A 21,024-nucleotide genomic window follows, 5' to 3' on the forward strand; every position below is an offset into this window, starting at 1 on the left:
TCGTGGGTGTCGCGCTGGTGTGACGCTGGGCGTCGAACGTTGCGCTGGTGTGACGCTGGGTGGGGCGCCGGCTGGGGCGGGCGCCTAATCAGTCGCGGGTGTCGCGCTGGTGTGACGCTGGGCGTCGAACGTTGCGCTGGGGTGACGCTCGGTGGGGCGCCGGCTGGGGCGGGCGCCTAATCAGTCGCGGGTGTCGCGCTGGCGTGACGCTCGGCGACCACGCTCACGCTCGGCGAAGACACAGCACAAAAATCACCCGCGGCGCGTCGGCGCGCCTGCGGCGTTAGTGCCCGTCGTACCCATACGGTTCTGGTTACGCGGAACTACTTGACATAACTCTAACTCTATGGTTGAGGTTGAGACTTTTGCAAGTAGACACACCGCACCGAAGACATTCAGGGGAACGTGAGCCCTCAGGGAGGAAGACGAATGATGACCCCCCCACATAACTATCTGGCCGTCATCAAGGTCGTGGGCATTGGTGGTGGCGGCGTCAACGCCGTCAACCGGATGATCGAACAAGGCCTCAAAGGCGTGGAGTTCATCGCGATCAACACCGATGCGCAGGCCCTGTTGATGAGCGACGCCGACGTCAAGCTGGACGTCGGCCGCGACTCGACACGTGGCCTGGGCGCCGGTGCCGACCCCGAGGTCGGCAAGAAGGCCGCCGAGGACGCCAAGGAGGAGATCGAGGAGCTGCTGCGCGGCGCCGACATGGTCTTCGTCACCGCGGGTGAGGGTGGTGGCACCGGCACCGGCGGCGCGCCCGTCGTCGCCAACATCGCGCGCAAACTCGGCGCGCTGACCGTCGGTGTGGTCACCCGGCCCTTCTCCTTCGAGGGCAAACGGCGCAGCAATCAGGCCGAAAACGGCATCTCAGCGCTGCGGGAGAGCTGCGACACGCTGATCGTGATCCCCAACGACCGGCTGCTGCAGATGGGTGACGCCGCCGTGTCGCTGATGGACGCCTTCCGCAGCGCCGACGAGGTGCTGCTCAACGGCGTGCAGGGCATCACCGATCTGATCACCACACCGGGCCTGATCAACGTCGACTTCGCCGACGTCAAGGGCATCATGTCCGGCGCGGGCACCGCGCTGATGGGCATCGGCTCGGCTCGCGGCGAGGGCCGCTCGCTCAAGGCCGCCGAGATCGCGATCAACTCGCCGCTGCTGGAAGCGTCGATGGAAGGTGCGCAGGGCGTGCTGATGTCGATCGCCGGCGGCAGCGACCTGGGGCTCTTCGAGATCAACGAGGCAGCCTCGTTGGTGCAGGACGCCGCGCATCAGGACGCGAACATCATCTTCGGTACCGTGATCGACGACTCGCTCGGCGACGAGGTGCGCGTCACCGTCATCGCGGCCGGCTTCGATGCCGGGCCGGGCCGCAAGCCGGTCACCAGCGCCACCGAGACCGGCGGCGCCCACCGGATTGAGACCGCCAAGGCCGGCAAGCTCACCTCCACGTTGTTCGAGCCGGTCGACGCCGTCAGCGTGCCGGTGCACACCAACGGTGCGACGCTGAGCATCGGCGGTGACGACGATGACGTCGACGTGCCGCCCTTCATGCGCCGCTGAGGTCTCGATTTGCTTGCCACTGCGCGACGAACCGGCCTCGAAACATAATGGCCTCACGTCGAAGCACTCTGGCGGGCAACCGATTCCAGATACTGGGCAGGTGAGCGTTCGCATCCGTCGGGTGACCACCACCCGGGCGGGCGGTGTGTCGAAGCCGCCGTTCGACAGCTTCAATCTCGGCGACCACGTCGGTGACGACCCGTCGGCCGTCGCTGCCAACCGTGCCCGGCTGGCTGCGGCCGTCGGCCTGCCCGACGAGCGGCTGGTGTGGATGAACCAGGTACACGGTGACCGCATCGCGGTGGTCGACGAGCCGCGACACGCGGCGATCGACGACACCGACGGGGTCGTGACCGGCACGCCGGGCCTGGCGCTGGTGGTACTGACCGCCGACTGCGTGCCGGTCCTGCTCGCCGACGCGCGCGCCGGTGTGGTCGGGGCGGTGCACGCCGGTCGGGTCGGGGCCCAACATGGCGTGGTGACCCGCGCGGTAGAGGCCATGGTGAGCCGGGGTGCGCGGCCCGGCGACATTTCCGCACTGCTCGGCCCGGCGGCCAGCGGCAGTCGCTATGAAGTGCCCGCCGCGATGGCCGACGAGGTCGAGACGACGCTGCCGGGCAGTCGAACCACGACCGCCGCCGGAACGCCCGGACTGGACCTGCGTGCCGGAATCGCTTGCCAGCTCCGCGATTTGGGAGTGACTTCGATCGAGGTCGATCCGCGCTGCACCATTTCCGACGCGACGCTGTTCAGCCACCGGCGCGGTGCGCCGACCGGACGGCTGGCGTCGTTGGTGTGGATGGAATGAGTGTGATGGCCACGGAGAACCCGGTGCGGGGAGGCGGCGGCGACCGCCAGACGGAATTGACCACGGCCCTGGGGGCGGTGCGATCCCGGCTGGCTGCGGCCGCCGCGGCCGCCGGCCGCAATGTCGCAGAAATTGAGCTGCTCCCAATTACCAAATTCTTCCCAGCAACCGACGTAGCGATTTTGTCCCGATTAGGTTGTCGGGCCGTTGGCGAATCGCGCGAACAGGAAGCTGCGGCGAAGGTGAGTGAAGTCACCCGGCTGTTGACGGCCGCTGCACAACACACCGGATTGCGGGATTTGCATTGGCACATGGTCGGTCAGATTCAGCGCAAAAAAGCCCGGTCCCTGGCGCGCTGGGCGCACACCGTCCACTCCGTCGACAGCATGCAGTTGGTGACCGCGCTCGACCGGGCGGTGACCGTTGCGCTGGCCGGGCACGAGCGGGAGAACCGGCTGCGGGTCTACGTCCAGGTCAGCCTCGACGGCGATGTGTCGCGCGGTGGCGTCGACATGGACGAACCCGGTGCGGTGGACCGCATCTGCGCCCAGGTGCAGGACTCGCGCAGCCTGGAACTGGTCGGTCTGATGGGCATCCCGCCCGTGGAATGGGACCCGGAACAGGCCTTTGACCGGCTGCAATCCGAGCACCAGCGGGTGCGCGCGGCGTTCCCGACGGCGGTCGGGCTGTCGGCCGGCATGTCGGGTGACTTCGAAGTCGCCGTCAAACATGGTTCGACGTGTGTGCGTGTCGGTACCGCGCTATTGGGTCAACGGCGGTTACGGTCACCGTGAATAGTCACTGTAGTCACATCTTCATCACAGGCAACAGATATCCCAGGCTAGAAGGGGTCGTACGATGAGCACACTGCATAAGGTCAAGGCCTACTTCGGGATGGCTCCGATGGAGGATTACGACGACGAGTATTACGACGACCGCGCGCCATCGCGCGGTTATTCGCGGCCGCGATTCGACGACGAATACGGTCGTTATGAGGACCGTGACCGCGATTACGACGATCCGCGCAGAGATCCCCGCGCCGACCCGCGCGGCGACCTGCGCGGTGAGCCGGCCGACTACCCGCCGCCCAGCAGTTACCGCGGCGGCTATGCCGACGAGCCGCGCTTCCCGACGGGCGGGTTCGACCGTGCCGACCTGGCTCGGCCGCGGCTGGGTTCGTGGCTGGGACGCGGCGGCGCCACCCGCGGCGCGTTGGCGATGGACCCGCGCCGGATGGCGATGATGTTCGAGGAAGGCCACCCGCTGTCGAAGATCACCACGCTGCGTCCCAAGGACTACAGCGAGGCGCGCACCATCGGCGAGCGGTTCCGCGACGGCACTCCGGTGATCATGGACCTGGTGTCGATGGACAACGCCGACGCCAAGCGGCTGGTCGACTTCGCCGCGGGCCTGGCGTTCGCGCTGCGCGGCTCGTTCGACAAGGTCGCCACCAAGGTGTTCCTGCTCTCACCCGCGGACGTCGACGTGTCCCCGGAAGAACGTCGCCGGATCGCCGAAACCGGTTTCTACGCTTACCAATAAGCTCACCGGCAGGGGCTTGCGCCGAATAGTTTCCGCACCGCCCGGTAGGTCACCAACTGGCCGACCGGGCGGTGCGCTGTCGACAGCCCACCACGGGAACGGGGCGGGTCGGTAGGCTTGCTGTCGCCGCTACGCCGGCGGCGACGGACATTCTCATCAACGTCATCGTGAAGGTCGGGACTCTCGTTGGTTGTGTTGCTGTACATCGTCGGGTACACCCTGCTGGCCTTCTGGTTGCTGCTGGTCTTCCGGGTCGTCATCGAGTGGATCCGGTCGTTCAGCCGTGACTGGCGGCCCACCGGCATCACTGTGGTGATCCTGGAGATCATCATGTCGATCACCGATCCGCCGGTGAAGCTGCTGCGCCGACTCATCCCGCCGATCACCATCGGCGCCGTGCGCCTGGACCTGTCCATCCTGGTGCTCTTGTTGATCGCCTTCATCGGCATGCAACTCGCGCTCGGCGCAGCCGACGGCGCCACGTAGGCGACCCGAGTTGGTCTTTTAGAGACGGTTCGGCCACGATTTGGCGTCAACTCAGGCGCGTGTTTTTTGAAATCTAAGGAATGTGATTTATTGGCTGCAGAGCTCTAAAAAGAATGAAATCTGTCCTTATTTATTACTCCAATCGGCAACCGCCGAGTCTGGTGTGACAGGATGGGCGGCAGTTGCGCGACGGCTACCGCACCGTTCTACACTTTCAGATTGTTCGACCGTCCAGGAACTCGAGGGGACAAAGAATGCCGCTTACACCTGCCGACGTCCACAATGTGGCGTTCAGTAAGCCGCCTATCGGCAAGCGCGGGTACAACGAGGACGAGGTTGACGCCTTCCTTGACCTGGTGGAGAACGAACTGACCCGACTGATCGAGGAGAACTCCGATCTGCGGCAGCGGATCGCCGAGTTGGACCAGGAGCTGGCCGCGGGAGGCGGCGCCTCCGGTGCCGCGCCCACGGTGGCCCAGCCGATCCCGGCCTACGAGCCCGAGCCCGAGCCGGTCAAGCAGGCCGCGCCGACCCCGGCGCCGGCGCAACCGAGCTCCTCCAACGAGGAGCAGGCGCTCAAGGCGGCCCGCGTGCTCAGCCTGGCCCAGGACACCGCCGACCGTCTGACCAGCACCGCCAAGGCCGAATCGGACAAGATGCTGGCCGATGCCCGCGCGAACGCCGATCAGATCCTCAGCGAGGCGCGGCACACCGCCGAGACCACGGTCTCCGAAGCGCGGCAGCGCGCGGACGCGATGCTGGCGGATGCCACGGCGCGCTCGGAGAGCCAGCTGCGCCAGGCGCAGGAGAAGGCGGACGCGCTGCAGGCCGATGCCGAACGCAAGCACTCCGAAATCATGGGGACCATCAACCAGCAGCGCACCGTGCTGGAAGGCCGTCTCGAGCAGTTGCGGACCTTCGAGCGCGAGTACCGGACCCGCCTGAAGACATATCTGGAGTCCCAGCTCGAAGAACTCGGCCAGCGCGGATCGGCGGCTCCGGTCGATTCCAGCGCGGACGCCGGCGGCTTCGAACAGTTCAACCGCGGCGCCAACTGACCGCTGGGCGGCAACCTGCCCGGAACGCGACGCCGGACACGCGCCAGGCGCGAGTTCAGCGTCATCGACCCTGGTAGGTTTGGCAGTCGCGCCTCGCGGCTGGAGGGATGACCGATGTTGATCATTGCGCTGGTATTGGCCCTGATCGGGCTTGTCGCGCTGGTGTTCGCGGTAGTGACCAGCAACGTGCTGGTTGCCTGGGTGTGCATCGGCGCCAGCGTGGTGGGCGTGATCCTGCTGATTGTGGACGCGGTCCGGGAACGTCAGCAGCGCGATGCGGCCGTCGATGAGGACGACGATGCGAACGCCGAGTCCGAGGACACCGTCGACTATCCGGACGAAGACGTCGAGGCGCCCGAGGAACCGGCGCGGCGTGATGAGGACGCCAAGTAGCGGTCGGTCTACCGCGGTTCGGTCGCAGTGGACAGCAGGGCGCGCACCTCGTCGTCGCTGACCTGATGGAAGTCGGCATAGACCTGCCCGACGGCGTTGAAGTCCCGGGGCATGGTGGCGCACACCACGTCGTCGGCTTCGCGCGCCAGCATCCGGCACCCTGAGGCCGGCCCGACGGGAACCGCGACCACCACCGCCTGTGGCCCGGCGGCGCGCACCGCCCGCACCGCGGCTAACATGCTGGCGCCGGTAGCGATGCCGTCGTCGACCAGAACCGCAATCCTGGCGCGCGGGTCGGCGCCGGGACGCCCGCCGCGGTAGGCCAGTTCGCGCCGCCGCAGTTCGGCCGACTCGGCCTCGATTACCCTGTGCACCTGCTCGTCGGAGATGCGCAGGCTGGACAGCACGTCCTCGTTCATCACCACTCGGCCGCCGCTGGCCAACGCCCCCATCGCCAATTCCGGTTGCGTCGGGACACCCAGCTTGCGCACCAGAAACACGTCGAGGTCGGCGTCCAGCCCGGCGGCGACTTCCCATCCCACCGGGACGCCACCCCGGGCGAGCCCGAGGACCAGCAGATCCGGCTTGCCGCGGTAGGCGGCCAGGGAGTCGGCCAAGACGCGGCCGGCTTCGCGTCGGTCGCGAAACGTGCGGGTCGGCGTGCGCCGAAACAGGGCTCTCGATGGGGTCCGCGGTGGGTTCATGGGTCGCACTCCGCCCTGTGCTGGCAACCACCAAAGCCTACTGACTCACCGCGCCGCTGGGCAGTCAGCAGCAACTCGGTTGCTCGTTACAGCGGGATTACCGACGTATTTCCGAAACATTGCCGAAATTCCTGGTTCCCGTGCTGGCAGGCGCGCTTAATAAACGGGTCATCCACCGCCGGCCGACCTCCGAAACGGGTGGCGCTGCCGATAGGAGAACCCGATGTCCTTCGTGACCACGTACCCCCAAGCATTGACGGCCGCAGCGGGCGCACTGCAACACCTCGGGACGGCCATGGCCGCCGAGGATGCCGCCGCCGCGCCACCGACCACCAGCGTCGTCCCGGCCGCCGCCGACGAGGTGTCCGCACTGCAGGCTGCACAGTTCGCGGCCTACGGCACCTGGTATCAGCAGGTCAGCGCGCAAGCCAGAGCCGTGCATCAACAGCTGGTCACCACCCTCGGGTCCAATGCCGACGCCTACGGCGAGACCGAGGGGGCCAATCAGAGCGCGGCCGGCTCGGAATCGATGTCCGGCCTCACCAACGCGGCATCCGCGGCGGCCGCCAGCCCGGCGGAGGCGGCCGCGTCCGACGACGCGATCATCGGCACGCCGTTCAACTGGTTCCAGAATGTCGGCGCCGCGGCGTCGAACTTCATCGCGCTCGGCCAGGGGCAGTTCCTGCCCGGTTCGGTGACTTGGAATCCCGCGATGGCCGATTTCCCGCCGCTGGGCGTCGGTGCGGCGCCCGCGTTACCGACCTCGGCTATCGCTGGACCACCGGTGGCGGCAAGTGTCGGCGAGGCCGTGTCGATCGGGGCGATATCGGTGCCACCGAGTTGGGCGGCCGGCATGCCTGTTGCTGGCGGAACGCCGGCAACGCTGACGGGCGCGGGCTGGACCAGCGCCGCGGCGCATTCCGCGCCGATCACGACGGTGCCCGCCGGCCTGCCGGCGATCGCATCGGCCGACCGTTCGAGTGCCGGATTCGGGGCGCCGCGCTACGGCCTCAAACCGATCGTCATGCCCAAGCCGACCGTTGTCTGAACCCCCCACTTTAGTAAGGACCGAGAAATGCCTTTTGATTTTGGCGCGCTGTCCCCAGAGATCAATTCAACCCGTATGTACACCGGCCCGGGAGCGGCGCCGCTGATGGCCGCCGCCGCGGCCTACAGCAACCTGGCTGCCGAACTGAGCAGCACGGCGACGGCCGCCGAGTCGGTGATCTCGACGTTGACCGAGGACGAATGGCGGGGCCCGTCCTCAGCGACGATGGCCACCGCCGCCGCCCCCTATGTGCAATGGCTGCTCACCACCTCTGCGTCGCTGCAGCACGCGGCCGACCAGGCGATGGCGTCGGCGGCCGCCTACGAGGCCGCGTACGCGATGACGGTGCCGCCGGCGGTCGTCGCGGCCAATCGCGCCCAGCTGGCAACACTCGTCGCCACCAACATCGTGGGTCAGAACACGCCCGCGATCGCGGCCAACGAAGCGCTCTACGGCGAGATGTGGGCCCAGGACGCCGCCGCGATGTACGGCTACGCCGGATCGTCGGCGCTGGCCGGGCGACTGGACCCGCTGACCGCACCGACCCCGGCCGCCAACCCCGCGCCGAGCGCCACGGCGGATCAGGCCGCCGGCACCTCGACAGGGCTGTCCGCCTTGGTGTCCAGCACGCCGAGTGTCGTTCAGTCGCTGGCAAACCCAGCGGCGGCGGCGCCGGCATCGGCCGTCGGCGACTTCTTCAGCGACAGCCTGGTGCAGAACATCCCCAACGGCATTATCGACATGGCGGCCTGGAACGGTTTCAACGCAATTGTCACTGCAGTGCTGTACTCGCACACCTTCGACGCGGGCCTGATCGCGAGCCAGTTCCCGCCGGATTTGGGCGCCATCGGGATCGGGCCGGCGCAAATGGCTGCGGGTCTGGGTTCCGGCGGCGCGAGTGCTGCGTCGGTATCCGCGGCGGCCGGCCAGGCGACGACGGTCGGCAAGCTCTCGGTGCCCGCCTCGTGGTCGGCCGCCACCCCGGCCACGATGGCAGCGTCCACCGCGCCGTTGGCCGGTTCGGGCTGGACGGTGCCGGCAGAGCAGGGTGCTGGGGTAATGAATGTGGCCACCGGGATGCCGGCCTACGCCTCGGCGGGCCGCGGCGGCTACGGTGTTGGCCCACGCTATGGGATTCAGCCGACCGTGATGCCCCGGCAGGTCCTCGTGTAGGTGTGTTCGCGGCTGCGCCGCTCAACACACTGCACCGGCTTGTCGGAGGTGTGTTCGCGGCTGCGCCGCTCAACACACTCCCTCGGCTCGGAAATGAACGCGAGCGTTCATTTCGCTCGCCTCAGTCGGCTTGTCGGAGGTGTGTTCGCGGCTGCGCCGCTCAACACACTCCCTCGGCTCGGAAATGAACGCGAGCGTTCATTCGCTCGCCTCAGTCGGCTTGTCGGAGGTGTGTTCGCGGCTGCGCCGCTCAACACACTCCCTCGGCTCGGAAATGAACGCGAGCGTTCATTTCGCTCGCCTCAGTCGTGTGTCCGAGGGGGGAGTTGTCCACCTGCGACACGAGTTGAGACTTTTCGACTTAGTCCTTGACCGAACAAACGATAGCCATAGTCACGCTTTTGATCTGCAGGTATTGCGTAAATATGTCTTACAAGCGACGATATATGCATGAGCGAGATGACGGCTGTGGCCGGCGCGGAGATTCTGGGCGTCTCGGCGCGGCAGGTCGCGCGGCTCGCCCGGGCGGGGGAGTTGACGGTGACGCGGACAGTCGGCGGTGCGTTGTTGTTGGATGGTGCGTCGGTGCATCGGCTGGCAAACCAGGTCCGCCACAACGGGCGCCCCTGGACGCCGGCCACGGCGTGGGCTGCACTCGCGTTGCTCTCCGGTGAGCAGGTGGACTGGCTGGAGGCTTCGGCGTTGTCGCGGCTGCGGCACCGGCTGCGGGCTACCAGCGCGTCGCAGTTGTGTTGGATGACGCGTCGCCGCGCCGCGGTGCGTCGGATGCGTGGGTGGGGCACCGACATCGGGCTGCTGGCCTCGGGAGTCAGCGCCTTGCACGATGAGGCGATGTCGGCGCTGTTCGATCTCACGGCTGTCGATGCGGGAGTCGATGGTTATGTTCGTGCCCGCGATGTGGCCGACGTGGTCTCCGCGGCCGGGCTGGTCGACGACGTCGGCGGTGGCGTGATCGTGCGGGTGGTGCCTGAGGATGCCGGCTACGCCGTCGACCACGTCGTGACGGCCACGGTGGCGGTCGACTTGGCCGAGTCGCTGGACACCCGTGAGTCTGCTGCGGGGATCGCTGTCCTGGAGGATCTGCTCTACCGGTTACGTTCCGGGGACACCGGTCGGCGCGTGTCCGGACGACGGCACGGATGAGTCCGCAGGCCGAGAATCGACCTGGCAGGTGAATGCTCCAGCGGGCGAATGGCCGTCGCCGTGGCCGCAGCTCTTCGAGATCGCCCACGCCGTCCCCTGCACGCAGTGGACGCTGGTGGGCGGATTGATGGTGCAGCTGCACGCCGTGCGGGCGGGGATGCCACTCACCCGCGCCACGCGGGATGTGAACATGATCCTGCACATCGAGACCGGTGCGGCGACATTCGGTGGCGCTCGGCATGAGTTGGAACGCCTCGGCTATCGCCTGCGTGAACCTCTCGGCCGCGGGCCGGTACACTGATTTGTCCGCGGTGCTAGTGACGCCGAGACGGTCGACGTCATGGTGGCTGATCGCCTTGCGTCCAAGGTTCATCCGAAGGTGTTGCAGCGGAAGGTGTTTGCCGTCCCCGGTGGGACTTCGGCGCTGCGCAAGACGGTTAACTGTGAAGTAGGGGCCAGCACGGGCGTCGTCACGCTCAGCATTCCCGACCGCTGTGTTGAACCGTCTGCGTCGTGCGCAAGGACAACTGGCAGGCGTGATCTCCATGATCGAGAATGGTCGCGACTGCAAGGACGTCGTCACCCAGCTCGCCGCGGTATCGCGGGCACTGGACCGGGCCGGCTTCAAGATCGTGGCGACCGGACTGCGGGAATGCATCAGCGGTGTCGGTGCCGACGGAGCCAAGCCGATGACGGAAGCCGAGTTGGAGAAACTCTTCCTCGCCCTCGCCTAAGGGTTTCGGGGTTGCAAACGACCTCCCTGGGTCGGGGTGCAGTCCAGCGCGAGTTTTTTTGTTCGGGTAGCTACGCGCTTTTTGTGCCGGTGAGTGGCATATCCGGGGCATCTTCCCCAGCGAGGTCGGAATGGTGATGTCCCTAGCCTGAACCCCAGCTCTCAGGTCCGACGTGCCGGCGCGCCACACCGGGTGGGAAATGATTTGGCAGTAAATGCTCATCGACCCAACCGAGGCTGGGTGGGCGAGCGTGTCGATGTTGTCGACGCGGGTGTCAAGCTTGATATGCGCGGGTTGCTTACCGCAGGACGGACTGTTCTGCTGGAGCGGATCGCTGGTCTAGCTTCGGGCGTAATCACATGCCATGCAATGGAATTGCTCATAGGGGCATTCGCGGATCGCCCGCGGTGCTGTCTACCCCGGCTCTGGTTCGGACAATTTTGGGTGGCTGCCGTTACGTGTCGAGGACCGCCAGCGACCGGCACGAGCCAGGCTACTACTCACCTTCGGCGATGCTCCTCATCGCCTTCCAGCCGTGGGTTACGCCGCCACCGGCACGCAAGGCGGCGGCCACCATGACTGCTTCGGCAACATCAGCCTTGGAGGCGCCAGCTTTGACGGCGCGCTTGGCGTGGTCCTCGATGCAGAACGGACACTGTGTGGTGACGGCGACGCCGACTGCGATCAGCTCCCTGGTGGCCAGGTCCAGGTTGCCACTGTTCTTACTGAACACAGCCTTGTCGAAGGCAAAGAACGCCGAGACCATCTCCGGCGCGGCGTTTTTGATGTCGGCCATGAATTTCACTTCGTCGTCGTGCGAATGCATCGCTGATCCTTTAATTGTCTCGTCGTTCCCGCTTTGTACGCGCAGGCATAGGATCCAGCCTATACTCTAGGGGGGTATAGGTAAACACGCGGATGCGCTTGCCTCCGCGCCAGAACTGTCAGATTCGGCTGGAAATCGCTTCGTCAGGTCGTTGGCGCGGTCCGCACCAGCTCGAGTCGAGGGTGACCGGATCGTAGAAGAAGCCGCTCGTCTTCGGACGCGGGCTCGCCGTGGACCCAGCCTGGCATCCAACAGGAAATCGCGTGTGCCGGACGCGCTGCGCGGGTTGTTGTTCTGTGCCATATGTGGTCGGCGAATGCAAGGTGCTGACCGCTCCTCAAAGCAAACACCACGCATTCTGTACCGCTGTGAGTTGGGTAAATCACGCTCGGTGCCCACCGAACTCGGCGATCACCCGCGCACCGTCTACCTGCGTGAAGACGAGGTGACTGAGCAGCTTGACCCATGGATCGCCAGTCTCGCTGATCCGGTGTCCCTCGCGCGTGGGCAGGACGTGGACTCAGCCCGCAACGCTGGGTATGCGGCTCTGCAGCGCGAACTCGGTGAGGTAAACCGCAAAATCGCCGCTCTGGTCGCGGCGGTGGAGTCGGGTGTTGCCGTCGAGGAACTGAAGGATGCATTGCTTCGCCGCACCGCAGAACGTGACGAACTCAAGGCAAAGCTTGAACGAACTGAGCAGCCGCAAGTCATGTCTGCAGCGCAGATCAAAGAACTGGTGAAGGAATTGGGTGGGCTCTCTGCAGTCCTCGACGCGGCGACACCGGGCGAGCGAGCAGAGGTGTACGTAAATTTGGGCCTGCGTCTTGACTACGATGCGTACCTGCGACAAGTTACGGCCACGGCCGACCTAAGTCGTGTCGCCGGTCGTGTGATCGCGGCTTCGCCGCTCAACACCCTCCATCGGCTCAGAAATGAACGCGAGCGTTCATTTCGCTCGCCTCAGTCGGGTGTCCGAGGGGGGACTTGGCCACTTACGACACGGGTTCTGACCTGGCGAATCGGTACCTGATCGTCATCCATGCCGGGGTCGACCCACCTCTGACGTCGAGCGGTCGGATTAGGGGTCGAGTTGGGCGGGGGCGAGTCGGCACCCGGCGGCTTGGGCTCCGGCGTGCAGGCGTCGGTCCCAAACGGCGACGATCAGGCCGGGTTCGCCGACTGCCAACGCGCTGGCCAGATGGACAGCGTCGGCTTCGCGCAAGGCATGGGCGCGGGCGAGGCGGCCGGCGTGCTGTTCAACCGTGGCGGTGAGTTCGATTGGGCGGGTGGCGGCCCAGAAGTCCTCCCAGTCACGCTCGGCGTCGGCGAGCTCGGATTCGGTTAGGTCGTGATTGCGGGCTGCTGCAGCGAGTGCGGCGCGGACTTCGGGGTAGGCCAGGCGGCTGGACAATGCGGCGTCGCAGCCGTCCCACAGCGCGGATGCCAGCGAGCTTCCTGTCTCGGTGGTGAGAAGTTTAACGAAGGCGCTGGCGTCGAAGTAGACGAGCGGCACCGGTCAGCGCCGCTGGTCGCTGACCTGGTCAGACACCGGCCGCCGCGGTCGGGGCCGGGACCGTCCCGCAGCGACGGGCCGCTGCGCGGTGGCCCTGGCAATCACGCCTTCGGCCGTGAGACGCTCCAAGGTGCCTGCGCTGTCCAGCGCAGCGAGTCGCGCGACCGGAATCCCGCGGTCGGTGATGACGACCTCATCACCAGCCCGAACTCGATCGAGCCAATCGCTAAGGTGCGCGCGCAACTCGGTCACGGATACCTCCACACCGTGAACTGTACACTCGCTGAACCGTGATTTGTACATGTCACTTCTGAGTGTGGCAACGACGACCTGAGAGATTGACCCGCGCAAGCCGGAGGCGAGGTGGCAACGGGCCGGTACACCGATTCGTCCGCGGTGCTGGCGACGCCGAGACGGTCGATATTATGGTGGCTGGTGGCCTTCCGTCCAAGCTGCATCCGAAGGTGTTGCGGCGGAAGGTGTTTGCCGTCCCCGGTGGGACTTCGGCGCGGCTGGCGTTCGTGGTCAGCTGTATGAAGACGGCAGCGCCTCGGTGTCGGACGCCGGGTCTAGCTTGCAGCAGCGGGCTCTTGAATTCTCTGCGTGAGGTGCTGTGTGCGGTGACTGCCGACGATCGCCTTCATTGGCGTTCTGTTGCCAGCGACCCGATTGAACGACTCTCCCAGTAGTAACAGTTGGCCTGAGTCGCGAAGAACCTCGACATCCCTTGGATCGTATTCGTATGACGGAGCGTGCTTCAAGCTGGTGTAGGCGTCCCAGAACAGTTGGCTCCACATGTCCAGTTGGTGGCATTACCCCGAGACCGTGGCTAAGAGACCGAAATCACAACTACCCGTTTGAAATTCAATAGCCCACAACTGACTAGGAACATAAGGGGTAACCGAGCTTCAACTTGGGTGCGATTGCTGAACAACCGTTTTTACTCAATCGTCACGTCGAGGGGCTCGCCCATCGGGCGGCCAGGAGTCGGTACCCGACTCAAGCGGAATATTCAAGGATCGAAGCAGGATCGAAAAGAGCCGCCAATTGGCGATCGCTCCGACAAGTTCGACCAAAACCGCGTGATCGCCATTGAATGCCTTGTGGCACGCGGCCCAGTTTTCCTCGGCAATGACCCCGTCACGTACCACATCATCGGTCGCCGCCAGGACCGCACGCTCGGCATGGCCCAGACGATTGGAACTCTGCCAGTCACGCACCGCCAGAAGGTCATCCGAAGCCACACCGAGCAGCGTCGCGATTCGCCAATGCTGTGTCCACTCATATACCGACCCCGTTACCCAGCCGATGCGCATGATGATCAATTCGCGTAGCCGGGCGTCGAGCACACCGTTAAATAGCAGCGCCTCAAGCATTCCGTACAGGGCCACTGCGAGGCTCGGCTGGTGAAGTGCCACGCGAAATACTGACAGTTCTGCCATCTCTGCGGGCAGCCCACACTCGGCAGCCCGCAGCCGGGCCTGCTCAAGGTCGAGCATCGGTACGCGTTCCGTTCTCGTCACGTGTGACCTTCCTCTGTTGAAGCTCCGCATGCTGTGAGGGCGTGGGCACGAAGACGTTGTGCAGGGCCGCACTCGATTTGGCATTTTCATCTGCAAGCGAACTGAGCAGCGGCGCGAGACCAGCGAATCCGGTTGATTCTCTTGTGATCCGGTCGAACGGCCAGCGGCGCGTGGCCAGAATCTCGAGGGCTGCCCGGTAGGCGGGATACTCCACGCCGAGTGCACCGGCGATGTGTAATTCCTTATACACCAGCGTGTCTGGTTCAAAGCCGGGCGCGCCGCCTCCGCCGCGGGTGCCAGCAACCACGACCCTGCCGCCAGGCCTGGCAAGGGCGACGGCGTCGGCGAACGCGGAGGGTGCTTTGGCGGTGACATCGATGACCACGTCGGCAAGCTGTCCGCCTGTCTCACGCTGGAGCGCTGTCACTGCATCGTCCTGCGATACGTCGATGGGCAGGTCGACACCGAATGATCTGGCTATGGCCAGTCGCTGATCGTCGCGTGGACCGATGCCGGTCATCGCGACGAAAGCGGCTCCCGCCTCTTTCGCCGCCACCGCCGCGCAGATCCCGCGGATGCCCGGTCCCAGTATCGCTACGATACCCCCCGCCTTGGTGTCGGGAAGAGTTTTCCCCCATTGGATACCGGCCCCGAGAGGGTTGAACAACGTGGCGAGAACGGGGTCCATGTCTTCGGCAATCGGGAGTAGCATCGCGTCCCACGGAAGCTCCACATGGGTGGCGTATCCGCCCCATAACCCGGCGCCGATCTCCACGTCGACGAACCCGAACATGGTGGCGATGCCGTTCACCGCACATCGCCGGTATTCGCCGCGGCGACACTCCGGGCAGTCTCGGCAGGACCGGAACACCTCGACGGCCACGCGCTGGCCGGCCCGGACGCACCAGCGTTCGCTGGCCGCATTGCCGACATGTTCGACGATGCCGACGATTTCGTGACCTGGAACGAATGAGAAGCCGGCAGGCAGGTGTCCGGTGAATTGTTCGTGATCTGTACCGCATAGACCACATGCTTCAACTCGCAGGATCGCACCGCGGTCACCGACGTCGGGGATGGTCATCTGGCGCCGCTCCAGATTCCGCGGTCCGGTCAACACCATGGCCTCGGCGATCATGGAAGCTCGAATCCCGTGGACGACCCTGTGTTTCGGAGGCAAACCGTTCTGCCAACGTACATCTCGCCCGCCATCGCCTCGGCAATCTGCGGATCGTCGCTGCGTGCGACGACTCTTCGCCCGTCGGACAGGTGCGCGATGGTCGGTGTCCATCGAGGTCGCCCGTCTCGGTCGTATTCGACCGTGTACCCGTCCACTGTCGCGCGACCGGTCGCCTCGTCGACGCCTGCGACGGCCAGCCGCGATGAATCGATCGGAGTTTGTTCGTCTGCCGTGTCGATCAGTCGCCACCCGGTTGGTGGAGGGGTGGCCGACCACACACCGACCGAATGTTTCGTCGAATACCAACCGAGGCCGGTGACGACGTCGTCCCCGCGATGGGTGACTTCGCCTACGCCGACCGCCACCGGAGTACGCGCTTCTACCGACAATCGATCACTCGCTCAGGGCCACGGGCTGTTGTGAGACACGAATGCGATGGTGTCATATCTGCAGTCAAGCCACAATGGTGTGCGCCCGCGGCATACTGGCTGTTGTGTCGACGAAGTTGGTGCGATGGGGTGCCGCCGCGCCGTCAGATCGTGATTCCGCTCGCGACCGATTGCTAGATGCTGCCGAGCGGTGCCTAGAGAGTTGCGGCGTGGTAGGCACGACCATGGAGGACATCGGCAGAACAGCGGGTGTCTCCAGGGCAACGGTGTATCGCTACTTCCCTAATCGGGAGGCGGTGATGTCGGGCGTCATCATTCGCGCCGCCGAGCGCTATCTCGATCGCATCAACCCCCGGATCGCGGAGCACACCGATCTGGGCTCCGCTCTCGTCGATTTCGTGGAATACACAGTTGAGGCCGCGCGCCGCGAAGAGATCATCGGATTGTTGTTCGGCAGCGACGAGGAACTCGCCGGCGTTGGCCTCGCGGCGGGGACCTCGACGTCACTCTTCGAACTCGTCACCGAGTTTCTCCGTCCCATCTTCAGGAGACACTGGAGTTACGTAGAACCGGGCGTCTCCGTCGACGACGCCGCCGAGTGGGTTCTCCGCACGATACTGAGCCTGCTGACTGTTCGAGGACCGCGGGAGCGCAGTCGTGACGGGCTCCGGACATTTCTTTCAAGGTTTCTCCTTCCCGCAATCCTGGCGAGCGACCATTGTCGACCGATGTGACAGACAAGGCGTAATGTCTCAACCACAGCTGAGGTAGGAGGCCGGACATGTCTGTGCAGTTCACCGCGTTCAACCAGCAGGTCGCTGAACAACTGCAGAGCGCAGCAGAAACCACGGGCGGGCTGGCCGGTTACCTCGGCTTCCGGCACACTGAATTCACTGCTGGACGGCTCGTCGCGGAGATGGACGCACGCGACGACCTGAAGACGCCTTTCGGCAACTTGCATGGCGGCTGCTTGTCGGCCATGGTCGACCATTGCCTTGGAGTGGTGTTTTATCCCGTGATTCCGATGGGATCCTGGGTCGCGACGACGGAGTTCAAACTGAATTTGCTTCGTCCAGTCTCCAGCGGAACCTGTGTAGCCACGGCTGAGATCATCTCGCTGGGCAGAACCAGCGGTGTGGCACGTATCGACATCTGCAACGACGGCAGAGCGGTGTGTGCGGCGCAGGGCACCGTCACCGTCGTCGCACCGAAGGCCATCTCTTGATGTCTGCAAACAGAGCACATGATTCGTCCGCTCCTGTCGTCGAGCGCGTGCCCACGGTGGATGGGCTCTCGCTGGCGGTCGACTTCTACCGCTGTGACGGACCGCGGGCGGTCGTGTTGCTCCTTCACGGCGGTGGTCAGAGCCGGCACGCCTGGGATGTCACCGCCCAACGATTGCATCAGCGGGGCTACACCGTTGCCGCCTACGACGCAAGGGGACATGGTGACAGCGACTGGGATCCAGACGGACGCTATGACATCGAACGGCTGGGGTCCGACCTGTTGGCCGTGCGCGCGTACGCCGGCTCCGCCCGCCCAGTTGCCGCGATCGGGGCATCGTTGGGCGGTTTGACCATCCTCGGCACGCACTTGCTCGCCCCATCGGAGCTATGGCAGGCCGTCGTCCTGGTTGACATCACTCCGCGAATGCAGATGCACGGCGCCCGCCGAGTCCTATCGTTCATGTCGGCCCATCCCGAAGGTTTCGACAGCCTAGAGTCGGCCGCTGACGTGATCGCCGCCTACAACCCGCACCGCCCTCGCCCCGAAAACGTCGACGGCCTTCAAAAAGTCCTCCGCCGACGTGGAGACGGTCGCTGGGCCTGGCGATGGGATCCGGCGTTTGCGACGTCGAATTTTCAGTTCCTGCAGAGTGATTCAGACGACGGCGCAGAGGAGTTCGAGATGATGAGCGCATTCCTTGTCGATGGCGCGCGACAGGTGTCCGCGCCGGCGCTGCTGGTCCGCGGCCTGCTGTCGGACATAGTCTCCGAAGAGACAGTGAAGGATTTCCTCACCTTGGTTCCCCACGCGCAAACCGTTGACGTGTCGGGCGCGGGCCACATGGTTGCTGGCGACAACAACGACGCATTCTCGACGGCGGTCGTCGACTTTCTCGACCGTACCGTTTGACGCCAGTCGTCGGGCTGCGCGGGAGATCCCAGTTCGCCACCTATTCTGCTCGTATGCCAACTGATTCGGCGCGGATGTCGTTTCGCCGACATATCCGCGAGCAGGTCTTGAGGGCGACACGGGAACTCACCATTGAGAAGGGCTGGGAACAAGTCCGAGTGAGTGAGGTCGCCGAACTTGTCGGCGTCTCCCGACCGACGCTATACAAGGAGTTCGGCGATAAGCAGGGACTTGGTGACGCGCTCGTGGTGGCCGAGGGTCAGCGCTTCCTGGAGGGTATCCACGCCATCCTCGCCGAACACACCGGCGACGTTCAGGGCGGCATCACCGCAGCGGTGCGGTTCACCCTGCGTGAAGCAGAAGCCAGTCCGCTCCTGAAGTCGGTGCTGACGTCCAGCCACTCAGGGGATGATCGCGCCGGTGCGCCGACGACGGGCGTTCTTCCTCTCCTGCCGACATCGGCGTCCCTGCTCCAGCTCTCCTCCGCGGCTTTGGTCGCGTGGTTTCACGACCACTTCGCCGATCTCGACTCCGAAGACGTCGAGGAGGTCGCAGACGTTCTGGTGCGGCTCACCGTGAGTCACGTCGTCCTTCCCTCCGCGGACATCGCCACCACGGGTGCGCGGATCTCGCGGGTGGCGCTCCGCTACCTCGGCGTTGGCTATAGATAGCTGTGACTTGAGCGGTCTTAGCCTCGATCCACTGACAATGGACTGTTTGTCGGGGTGTCGGGATAAGGAAAGTGCGTTCTGAGCTGGGAAGATTGATATTGTTCAGGCAACAATCGGTCCAGTTCGAGAACGGCACTTCCGGCGCGAGTGTCCCACACGTTCACCCCGCGGTCCGATGTGTTCGATGAGGACATCTGGTGTCGTGCGCGGGCCTGGTGCCGGTGATGGCGCTGGCTGAGCAGGCAGGCCTATCGGAGTTGTTGGCCAACAAGATTCACATCGCAGCTCCCAGGGTCAAGTCGAGGTCGGCCAATCCGGCTCCGAAACTGGCCACCCTGATCGCGAGCATGTACGCGGGCGCGGATTACATCGATGATGTCGACCTGGTCCGCGCTGGCGGCATAAAAACCCTTTTTCCGCCGGGTGTATCCCCCGTCAACGATGGGAACGCTGTTGCGGGAGTTCACTTTCGGTTATGCCCGCCAATTGGATTCGGTGCTGGCCGAGCATCTGGCCGGCTTGTGTGACCGGGTGAATCTGCTGCCCGGCGCGCAGGCTCGGGCCTTCATCGAACACCCGGGGAGAGGCGACGCTGCAGAAAGACGCCGCAAAGGTCGGGATCTCCGGACCCGCCGGGACAGCTCAATGTGGTGAGAGCCGAAACTCGCTCGGAGAGCGGCCGGTCCATCGCTTGAAGGCGTGTGAGAAGTTGGCGAGGTCGCTGTATCCGAGATCCGTGGCGATCTCACTCACCGATAGGGATCGGTCGAGTAGCTGCAGCATCGCGCGCTCGCGCAGGAATGCTTGGCGCAACTCGCGAAAGGTGGTCTCCTCTTCGGAGAGGCGCCGCTTGAGTGTGCTGGTGGACATCGACAGCTCATGTGCGAACCAATGTTTACTTCGGCGTCCGGGCTCCTTCTGCAGCAGCCGTCTCACCTTCTCCGAGAACGACGTGGTTTCGCTCCGCTGGTCGAGAGTTCGCTGCAGATCGACGATGGCGAGTCGGTATGCGACGGGATCGGAGAACCGGCACACCTCGTTGAGCGTGTCCGCGGGAACATGGAGGAAGGACATCGGAGCGTCGAAGAACAGGCGCCCGGCGGTAAGGTCGTCCTCGCGATCTTTCAAGGCGGCGGGCGCTGGCCAACTCAAGTGGAGTGTGAGGGTCGGCGCCGCACGGACGAGCATGTCCAGCAGTCGCAACAACGCCAACCCGGCGTACGTGACGGCGAGGCAGTCCAGGGCACGATCGCTGGTGTGTCCCCAGAGCCCGACGGTGAGGCCTTGGTCATCTGGATGAAACTGTGCTTTGACAGCCGTCGTGATCAACGGCAGATAAGTCAGCAGCTCTACGATCTCGGCCACTGAGCCCGCGCTGACCAGCGGAACACTCAGCGGGCCGAAGGACGTCAACTGTGCCTGTTCGGCTAACGCAAATCCGAGCAGCGTTGCCTGATCGATGTCTAGACCGGGGTACGCCTCACGAAACCACCGTAACGGGGCCTGGATATCACGCTGAATCAGCGTCGCCTCGTCGGTTCCTTCGCGAGCCATGATGTTGCGAAGCCGCGCGACGGCGTCTGGGTCAAACGCCGGGCTCTCGAGCATTTGCACGAATGCGAGTGGGGGCACACCCGCGTCATTGGGGTTCACTGACCATGGCCCCTTTGAGCCGAAATCACAAGTTTCTGACTCCGGCGAACATAGCCGCAGCGCTCATCTGGCGCAAGACTTGTGTCAAGTAACTGAGGACACGCAAGGAGCCTGGCTATGGCAGTTGTCACATTTGTCTCCCACGGCGGCGAGAAGTATGAGGCGCCTCTCGAGGAAGGTCAGTCACTGATGCGGGTCGCGACCAACAATGCGGTGCCCGGCATCGACGGCGACTGCGGAGGCGAAGCCGCGTGCGGCACCTGCCATGTGATCGTCGATCCGCAATGGTCCGATCGGGTCGGCCTCTCCGGGGCCAATGAAGAGGAGATGCTCGCGATGAACCCCGAGCGTCAGCCGACCTCCCGGCTGTCCTGCCAGATGCAGGTCTCTGAGGCGTGGGACGGTTTGATCGTCCATCTGCCCGAGTTCCAACTGTGATGACGAAAGAGAG

General features: G+C 65.0%; 23 protein-coding genes and 4 pseudogenes. 19 read left to right on the forward strand and 8 right to left on the reverse strand.

Annotated elements, in window-relative coordinates; translation table 11 throughout:
- The first annotated feature begins 432 nt into the window (after window positions 1-432).
- The 7 genes from ftsZ (at window position 433) to AC5Y3Z_RS09435 (ending at window position 5,862) form a co-directional block, all read left to right on the forward strand.
- The gene (gene ftsZ / locus AC5Y3Z_RS09405) at window positions 433-1,575 is read left to right on the forward strand and encodes a cell division protein FtsZ (RefSeq protein WP_463824450.1); all 1,143 of its coding nucleotides are present in this window, start codon (window positions 433-435) and stop codon (window positions 1,573-1,575) included.
- Window positions 1,576-1,675: 100 nt separating this feature from the next.
- A complete protein-coding gene (gene pgeF, locus AC5Y3Z_RS09410) occupies window positions 1,676-2,383 on the forward strand; it encodes a peptidoglycan editing factor PgeF (RefSeq protein ID WP_463824449.1) in 708 nt (235 codons plus the stop codon).
- Between the two features lie 5 nt (window positions 2,384-2,388).
- Window positions 2,389-3,177, forward strand: a complete 789-nt coding sequence (locus AC5Y3Z_RS09415) for a YggS family pyridoxal phosphate-dependent enzyme (protein ID WP_463824448.1) — start codon at window positions 2,389-2,391, stop codon at window positions 3,175-3,177.
- 64 nt (window positions 3,178-3,241) lie between these two features.
- The gene (locus AC5Y3Z_RS09420; RefSeq protein WP_463824447.1) at window positions 3,242-3,925 is read left to right on the forward strand and encodes a cell division protein SepF; all 684 of its coding nucleotides are present in this window, start codon (window positions 3,242-3,244) and stop codon (window positions 3,923-3,925) included.
- 192 nt (window positions 3,926-4,117) lie between these two features.
- The gene (locus AC5Y3Z_RS09425; protein ID WP_499919284.1) at window positions 4,118-4,411 is read left to right on the forward strand and encodes a YggT family protein; all 294 of its coding nucleotides are present in this window, start codon (window positions 4,118-4,120) and stop codon (window positions 4,409-4,411) included.
- Window positions 4,412-4,665: 254 nt separating this feature from the next.
- Entirely contained in the window at window positions 4,666-5,469 is an 804-nt protein-coding gene (gene wag31, locus AC5Y3Z_RS09430) for a DivIVA-like cell division protein Wag31 (protein WP_463824445.1), read from the forward strand.
- A 114-nt stretch (window positions 5,470-5,583) separates the two neighbouring features.
- On the forward strand, window positions 5,584-5,862 hold the full coding sequence (locus AC5Y3Z_RS09435; RefSeq protein ID WP_463824444.1) for a transcription factor Iwr1: 279 nt from the start codon (window positions 5,584-5,586) through the stop codon (window positions 5,860-5,862).
- A gap of 8 nt (window positions 5,863-5,870) precedes the next feature.
- On the opposite strand, the pseudogene AC5Y3Z_RS09440 reads toward AC5Y3Z_RS09435, so the two are convergent.
- Window positions 5,871-6,584: pseudogene (locus AC5Y3Z_RS09440) on the reverse strand (phosphoribosyltransferase); the annotation flags it as partial.
- A 205-nt stretch (window positions 6,585-6,789) separates the two neighbouring features.
- On the opposite strand from AC5Y3Z_RS09440, the gene AC5Y3Z_RS09445 reads away from it, so the two are divergent.
- The 5 genes from AC5Y3Z_RS09445 to AC5Y3Z_RS09465 all read left to right on the forward strand — a co-directional run bounded on the left by AC5Y3Z_RS09445 (window position 6,790) and on the right by AC5Y3Z_RS09465 (window position 10,685).
- The gene (locus AC5Y3Z_RS09445; RefSeq protein ID WP_463824443.1) at window positions 6,790-7,614 is read left to right on the forward strand and encodes a PPE family protein, SVP subgroup; all 825 of its coding nucleotides are present in this window, start codon (window positions 6,790-6,792) and stop codon (window positions 7,612-7,614) included.
- A gap of 27 nt (window positions 7,615-7,641) precedes the next feature.
- Window positions 7,642-8,787 (forward strand): PPE family protein, encoded by a 1,146-nt coding sequence (locus AC5Y3Z_RS09450; RefSeq protein WP_463824442.1) that lies wholly within the window; start codon window positions 7,642-7,644, stop codon window positions 8,785-8,787.
- 450 nt (window positions 8,788-9,237) lie between these two features.
- Window positions 9,238-9,951, forward strand: a complete 714-nt coding sequence (locus tag AC5Y3Z_RS09455; protein WP_463824441.1) for a MerR family transcriptional regulator — start codon at window positions 9,238-9,240, stop codon at window positions 9,949-9,951.
- 28 nt (window positions 9,952-9,979) lie between these two features.
- On the forward strand, window positions 9,980-10,252 hold the full coding sequence (locus AC5Y3Z_RS09460) for a hypothetical protein (RefSeq protein ID WP_463824440.1): 273 nt from the start codon (window positions 9,980-9,982) through the stop codon (window positions 10,250-10,252).
- Window positions 10,253-10,445: 193 nt separating this feature from the next.
- Complete coding sequence (locus tag AC5Y3Z_RS09465; RefSeq protein WP_463824439.1) at window positions 10,446-10,685, forward strand: metal-sensitive transcriptional regulator; 240 nt, start codon at window positions 10,446-10,448, stop codon at window positions 10,683-10,685.
- 496 nt (window positions 10,686-11,181) lie between these two features.
- Here AC5Y3Z_RS09465 and AC5Y3Z_RS09470 read toward each other — a convergent pair whose 3' ends face one another.
- A complete protein-coding gene (locus AC5Y3Z_RS09470; protein ID WP_463824438.1) occupies window positions 11,182-11,511 on the reverse strand; it encodes a carboxymuconolactone decarboxylase family protein in 330 nt (109 codons plus the stop codon).
- 265 nt (window positions 11,512-11,776) lie between these two features.
- On the opposite strand from AC5Y3Z_RS09470, the gene AC5Y3Z_RS09475 reads away from it, so the two are divergent.
- Entirely contained in the window at window positions 11,777-12,541 is a 765-nt protein-coding gene (locus tag AC5Y3Z_RS09475; protein ID WP_463824437.1) for a recombinase zinc ribbon domain-containing protein, read from the forward strand.
- Window positions 12,542-12,589: 48 nt separating this feature from the next.
- On the opposite strand, the gene AC5Y3Z_RS09480 is transcribed toward AC5Y3Z_RS09475, so the two are convergent.
- The 5 genes and pseudogenes from AC5Y3Z_RS09480 to AC5Y3Z_RS09500 form a co-directional block, all read right to left on the reverse strand.
- Window positions 12,590-13,024 carry a type II toxin-antitoxin system VapC family toxin gene (locus AC5Y3Z_RS09480; protein WP_012394840.1) on the reverse strand — a complete coding sequence of 145 codons (435 nt, stop codon included), beginning with the start codon at window positions 13,022-13,024 and terminating at the stop codon, window positions 12,590-12,592.
- 3 nt (window positions 13,025-13,027) lie between these two features.
- Window positions 13,028-13,482, reverse strand: a pseudogene (locus tag AC5Y3Z_RS09485) (type II toxin-antitoxin system Phd/YefM family antitoxin).
- Window positions 13,483-13,968: 486 nt separating this feature from the next.
- Window positions 13,969-14,547 carry a carboxymuconolactone decarboxylase family protein gene (locus tag AC5Y3Z_RS09490; RefSeq protein WP_012394838.1) on the reverse strand — a complete coding sequence of 193 codons (579 nt, stop codon included), beginning with the start codon at window positions 14,545-14,547 and terminating at the stop codon, window positions 13,969-13,971.
- Window positions 14,510-15,682 carry a zinc-dependent alcohol dehydrogenase gene (locus AC5Y3Z_RS09495; protein ID WP_012394837.1) on the reverse strand — a complete coding sequence of 391 codons (1,173 nt, stop codon included), beginning with the start codon at window positions 15,680-15,682 and terminating at the stop codon, window positions 14,510-14,512. Before AC5Y3Z_RS09495 ends, AC5Y3Z_RS09490 begins: the two co-directional genes overlap by 38 nt.
- Window positions 15,679-16,047 (reverse strand): annotated as a pseudogene (locus AC5Y3Z_RS09500) (TLP1 C-terminal extension domain-containing protein); the annotation flags it as partial. The pseudogene AC5Y3Z_RS09500 and the gene AC5Y3Z_RS09495, both read right to left, overlap by 4 nt.
- Window positions 16,048-16,322: 275 nt before the next feature.
- Here AC5Y3Z_RS09500 and AC5Y3Z_RS09505 point away from each other — a divergent pair.
- The 5 genes and pseudogenes from AC5Y3Z_RS09505 to AC5Y3Z_RS09525 form a co-directional block, all read left to right on the forward strand.
- Entirely contained in the window at window positions 16,323-16,847 is a 525-nt protein-coding gene (locus AC5Y3Z_RS09505) for a TetR/AcrR family transcriptional regulator (RefSeq protein WP_008256180.1), read from the forward strand.
- 53 nt (window positions 16,848-16,900) lie between these two features.
- Window positions 16,901-17,338 (forward strand): PaaI family thioesterase, encoded by a 438-nt coding sequence (locus AC5Y3Z_RS09510; protein ID WP_041325313.1) that lies wholly within the window; start codon window positions 16,901-16,903, stop codon window positions 17,336-17,338.
- Complete coding sequence (locus AC5Y3Z_RS09515; RefSeq protein ID WP_012394833.1) at window positions 17,338-18,249, forward strand: alpha/beta fold hydrolase; 912 nt, start codon at window positions 17,338-17,340, stop codon at window positions 18,247-18,249. Before AC5Y3Z_RS09510 ends, AC5Y3Z_RS09515 begins: the two co-directional genes overlap by 1 nt.
- A 92-nt stretch (window positions 18,250-18,341) precedes the next feature.
- A complete protein-coding gene (locus AC5Y3Z_RS09520; RefSeq protein ID WP_172827193.1) occupies window positions 18,342-18,920 on the forward strand; it encodes a TetR/AcrR family transcriptional regulator in 579 nt (192 codons plus the stop codon).
- A 147-nt stretch (window positions 18,921-19,067) separates the two neighbouring features.
- Window positions 19,068-19,493: pseudogene (locus AC5Y3Z_RS09525) on the forward strand (IS1380 family transposase); the annotation flags it as partial.
- Between the two features lie 69 nt (window positions 19,494-19,562).
- Here AC5Y3Z_RS09525 and AC5Y3Z_RS09530 read toward each other — a convergent pair.
- A complete protein-coding gene (locus AC5Y3Z_RS09530; protein ID WP_046188922.1) occupies window positions 19,563-20,528 on the reverse strand; it encodes a helix-turn-helix transcriptional regulator in 966 nt (321 codons plus the stop codon).
- 162 nt (window positions 20,529-20,690) lie between these two features.
- Here AC5Y3Z_RS09530 and AC5Y3Z_RS09535 point away from each other — a divergent pair, with 162 nt between their 5' ends.
- Window positions 20,691-21,011, forward strand: coding sequence for a 2Fe-2S iron-sulfur cluster-binding protein (locus tag AC5Y3Z_RS09535; protein ID WP_012394830.1), 321 nt, complete (start codon window positions 20,691-20,693; stop codon window positions 21,009-21,011).
- Window positions 21,012-21,024: the final 13 nt, after the last annotated feature.

This window comes from Mycobacterium sp. NGS61, assembly GCF_059812325.1.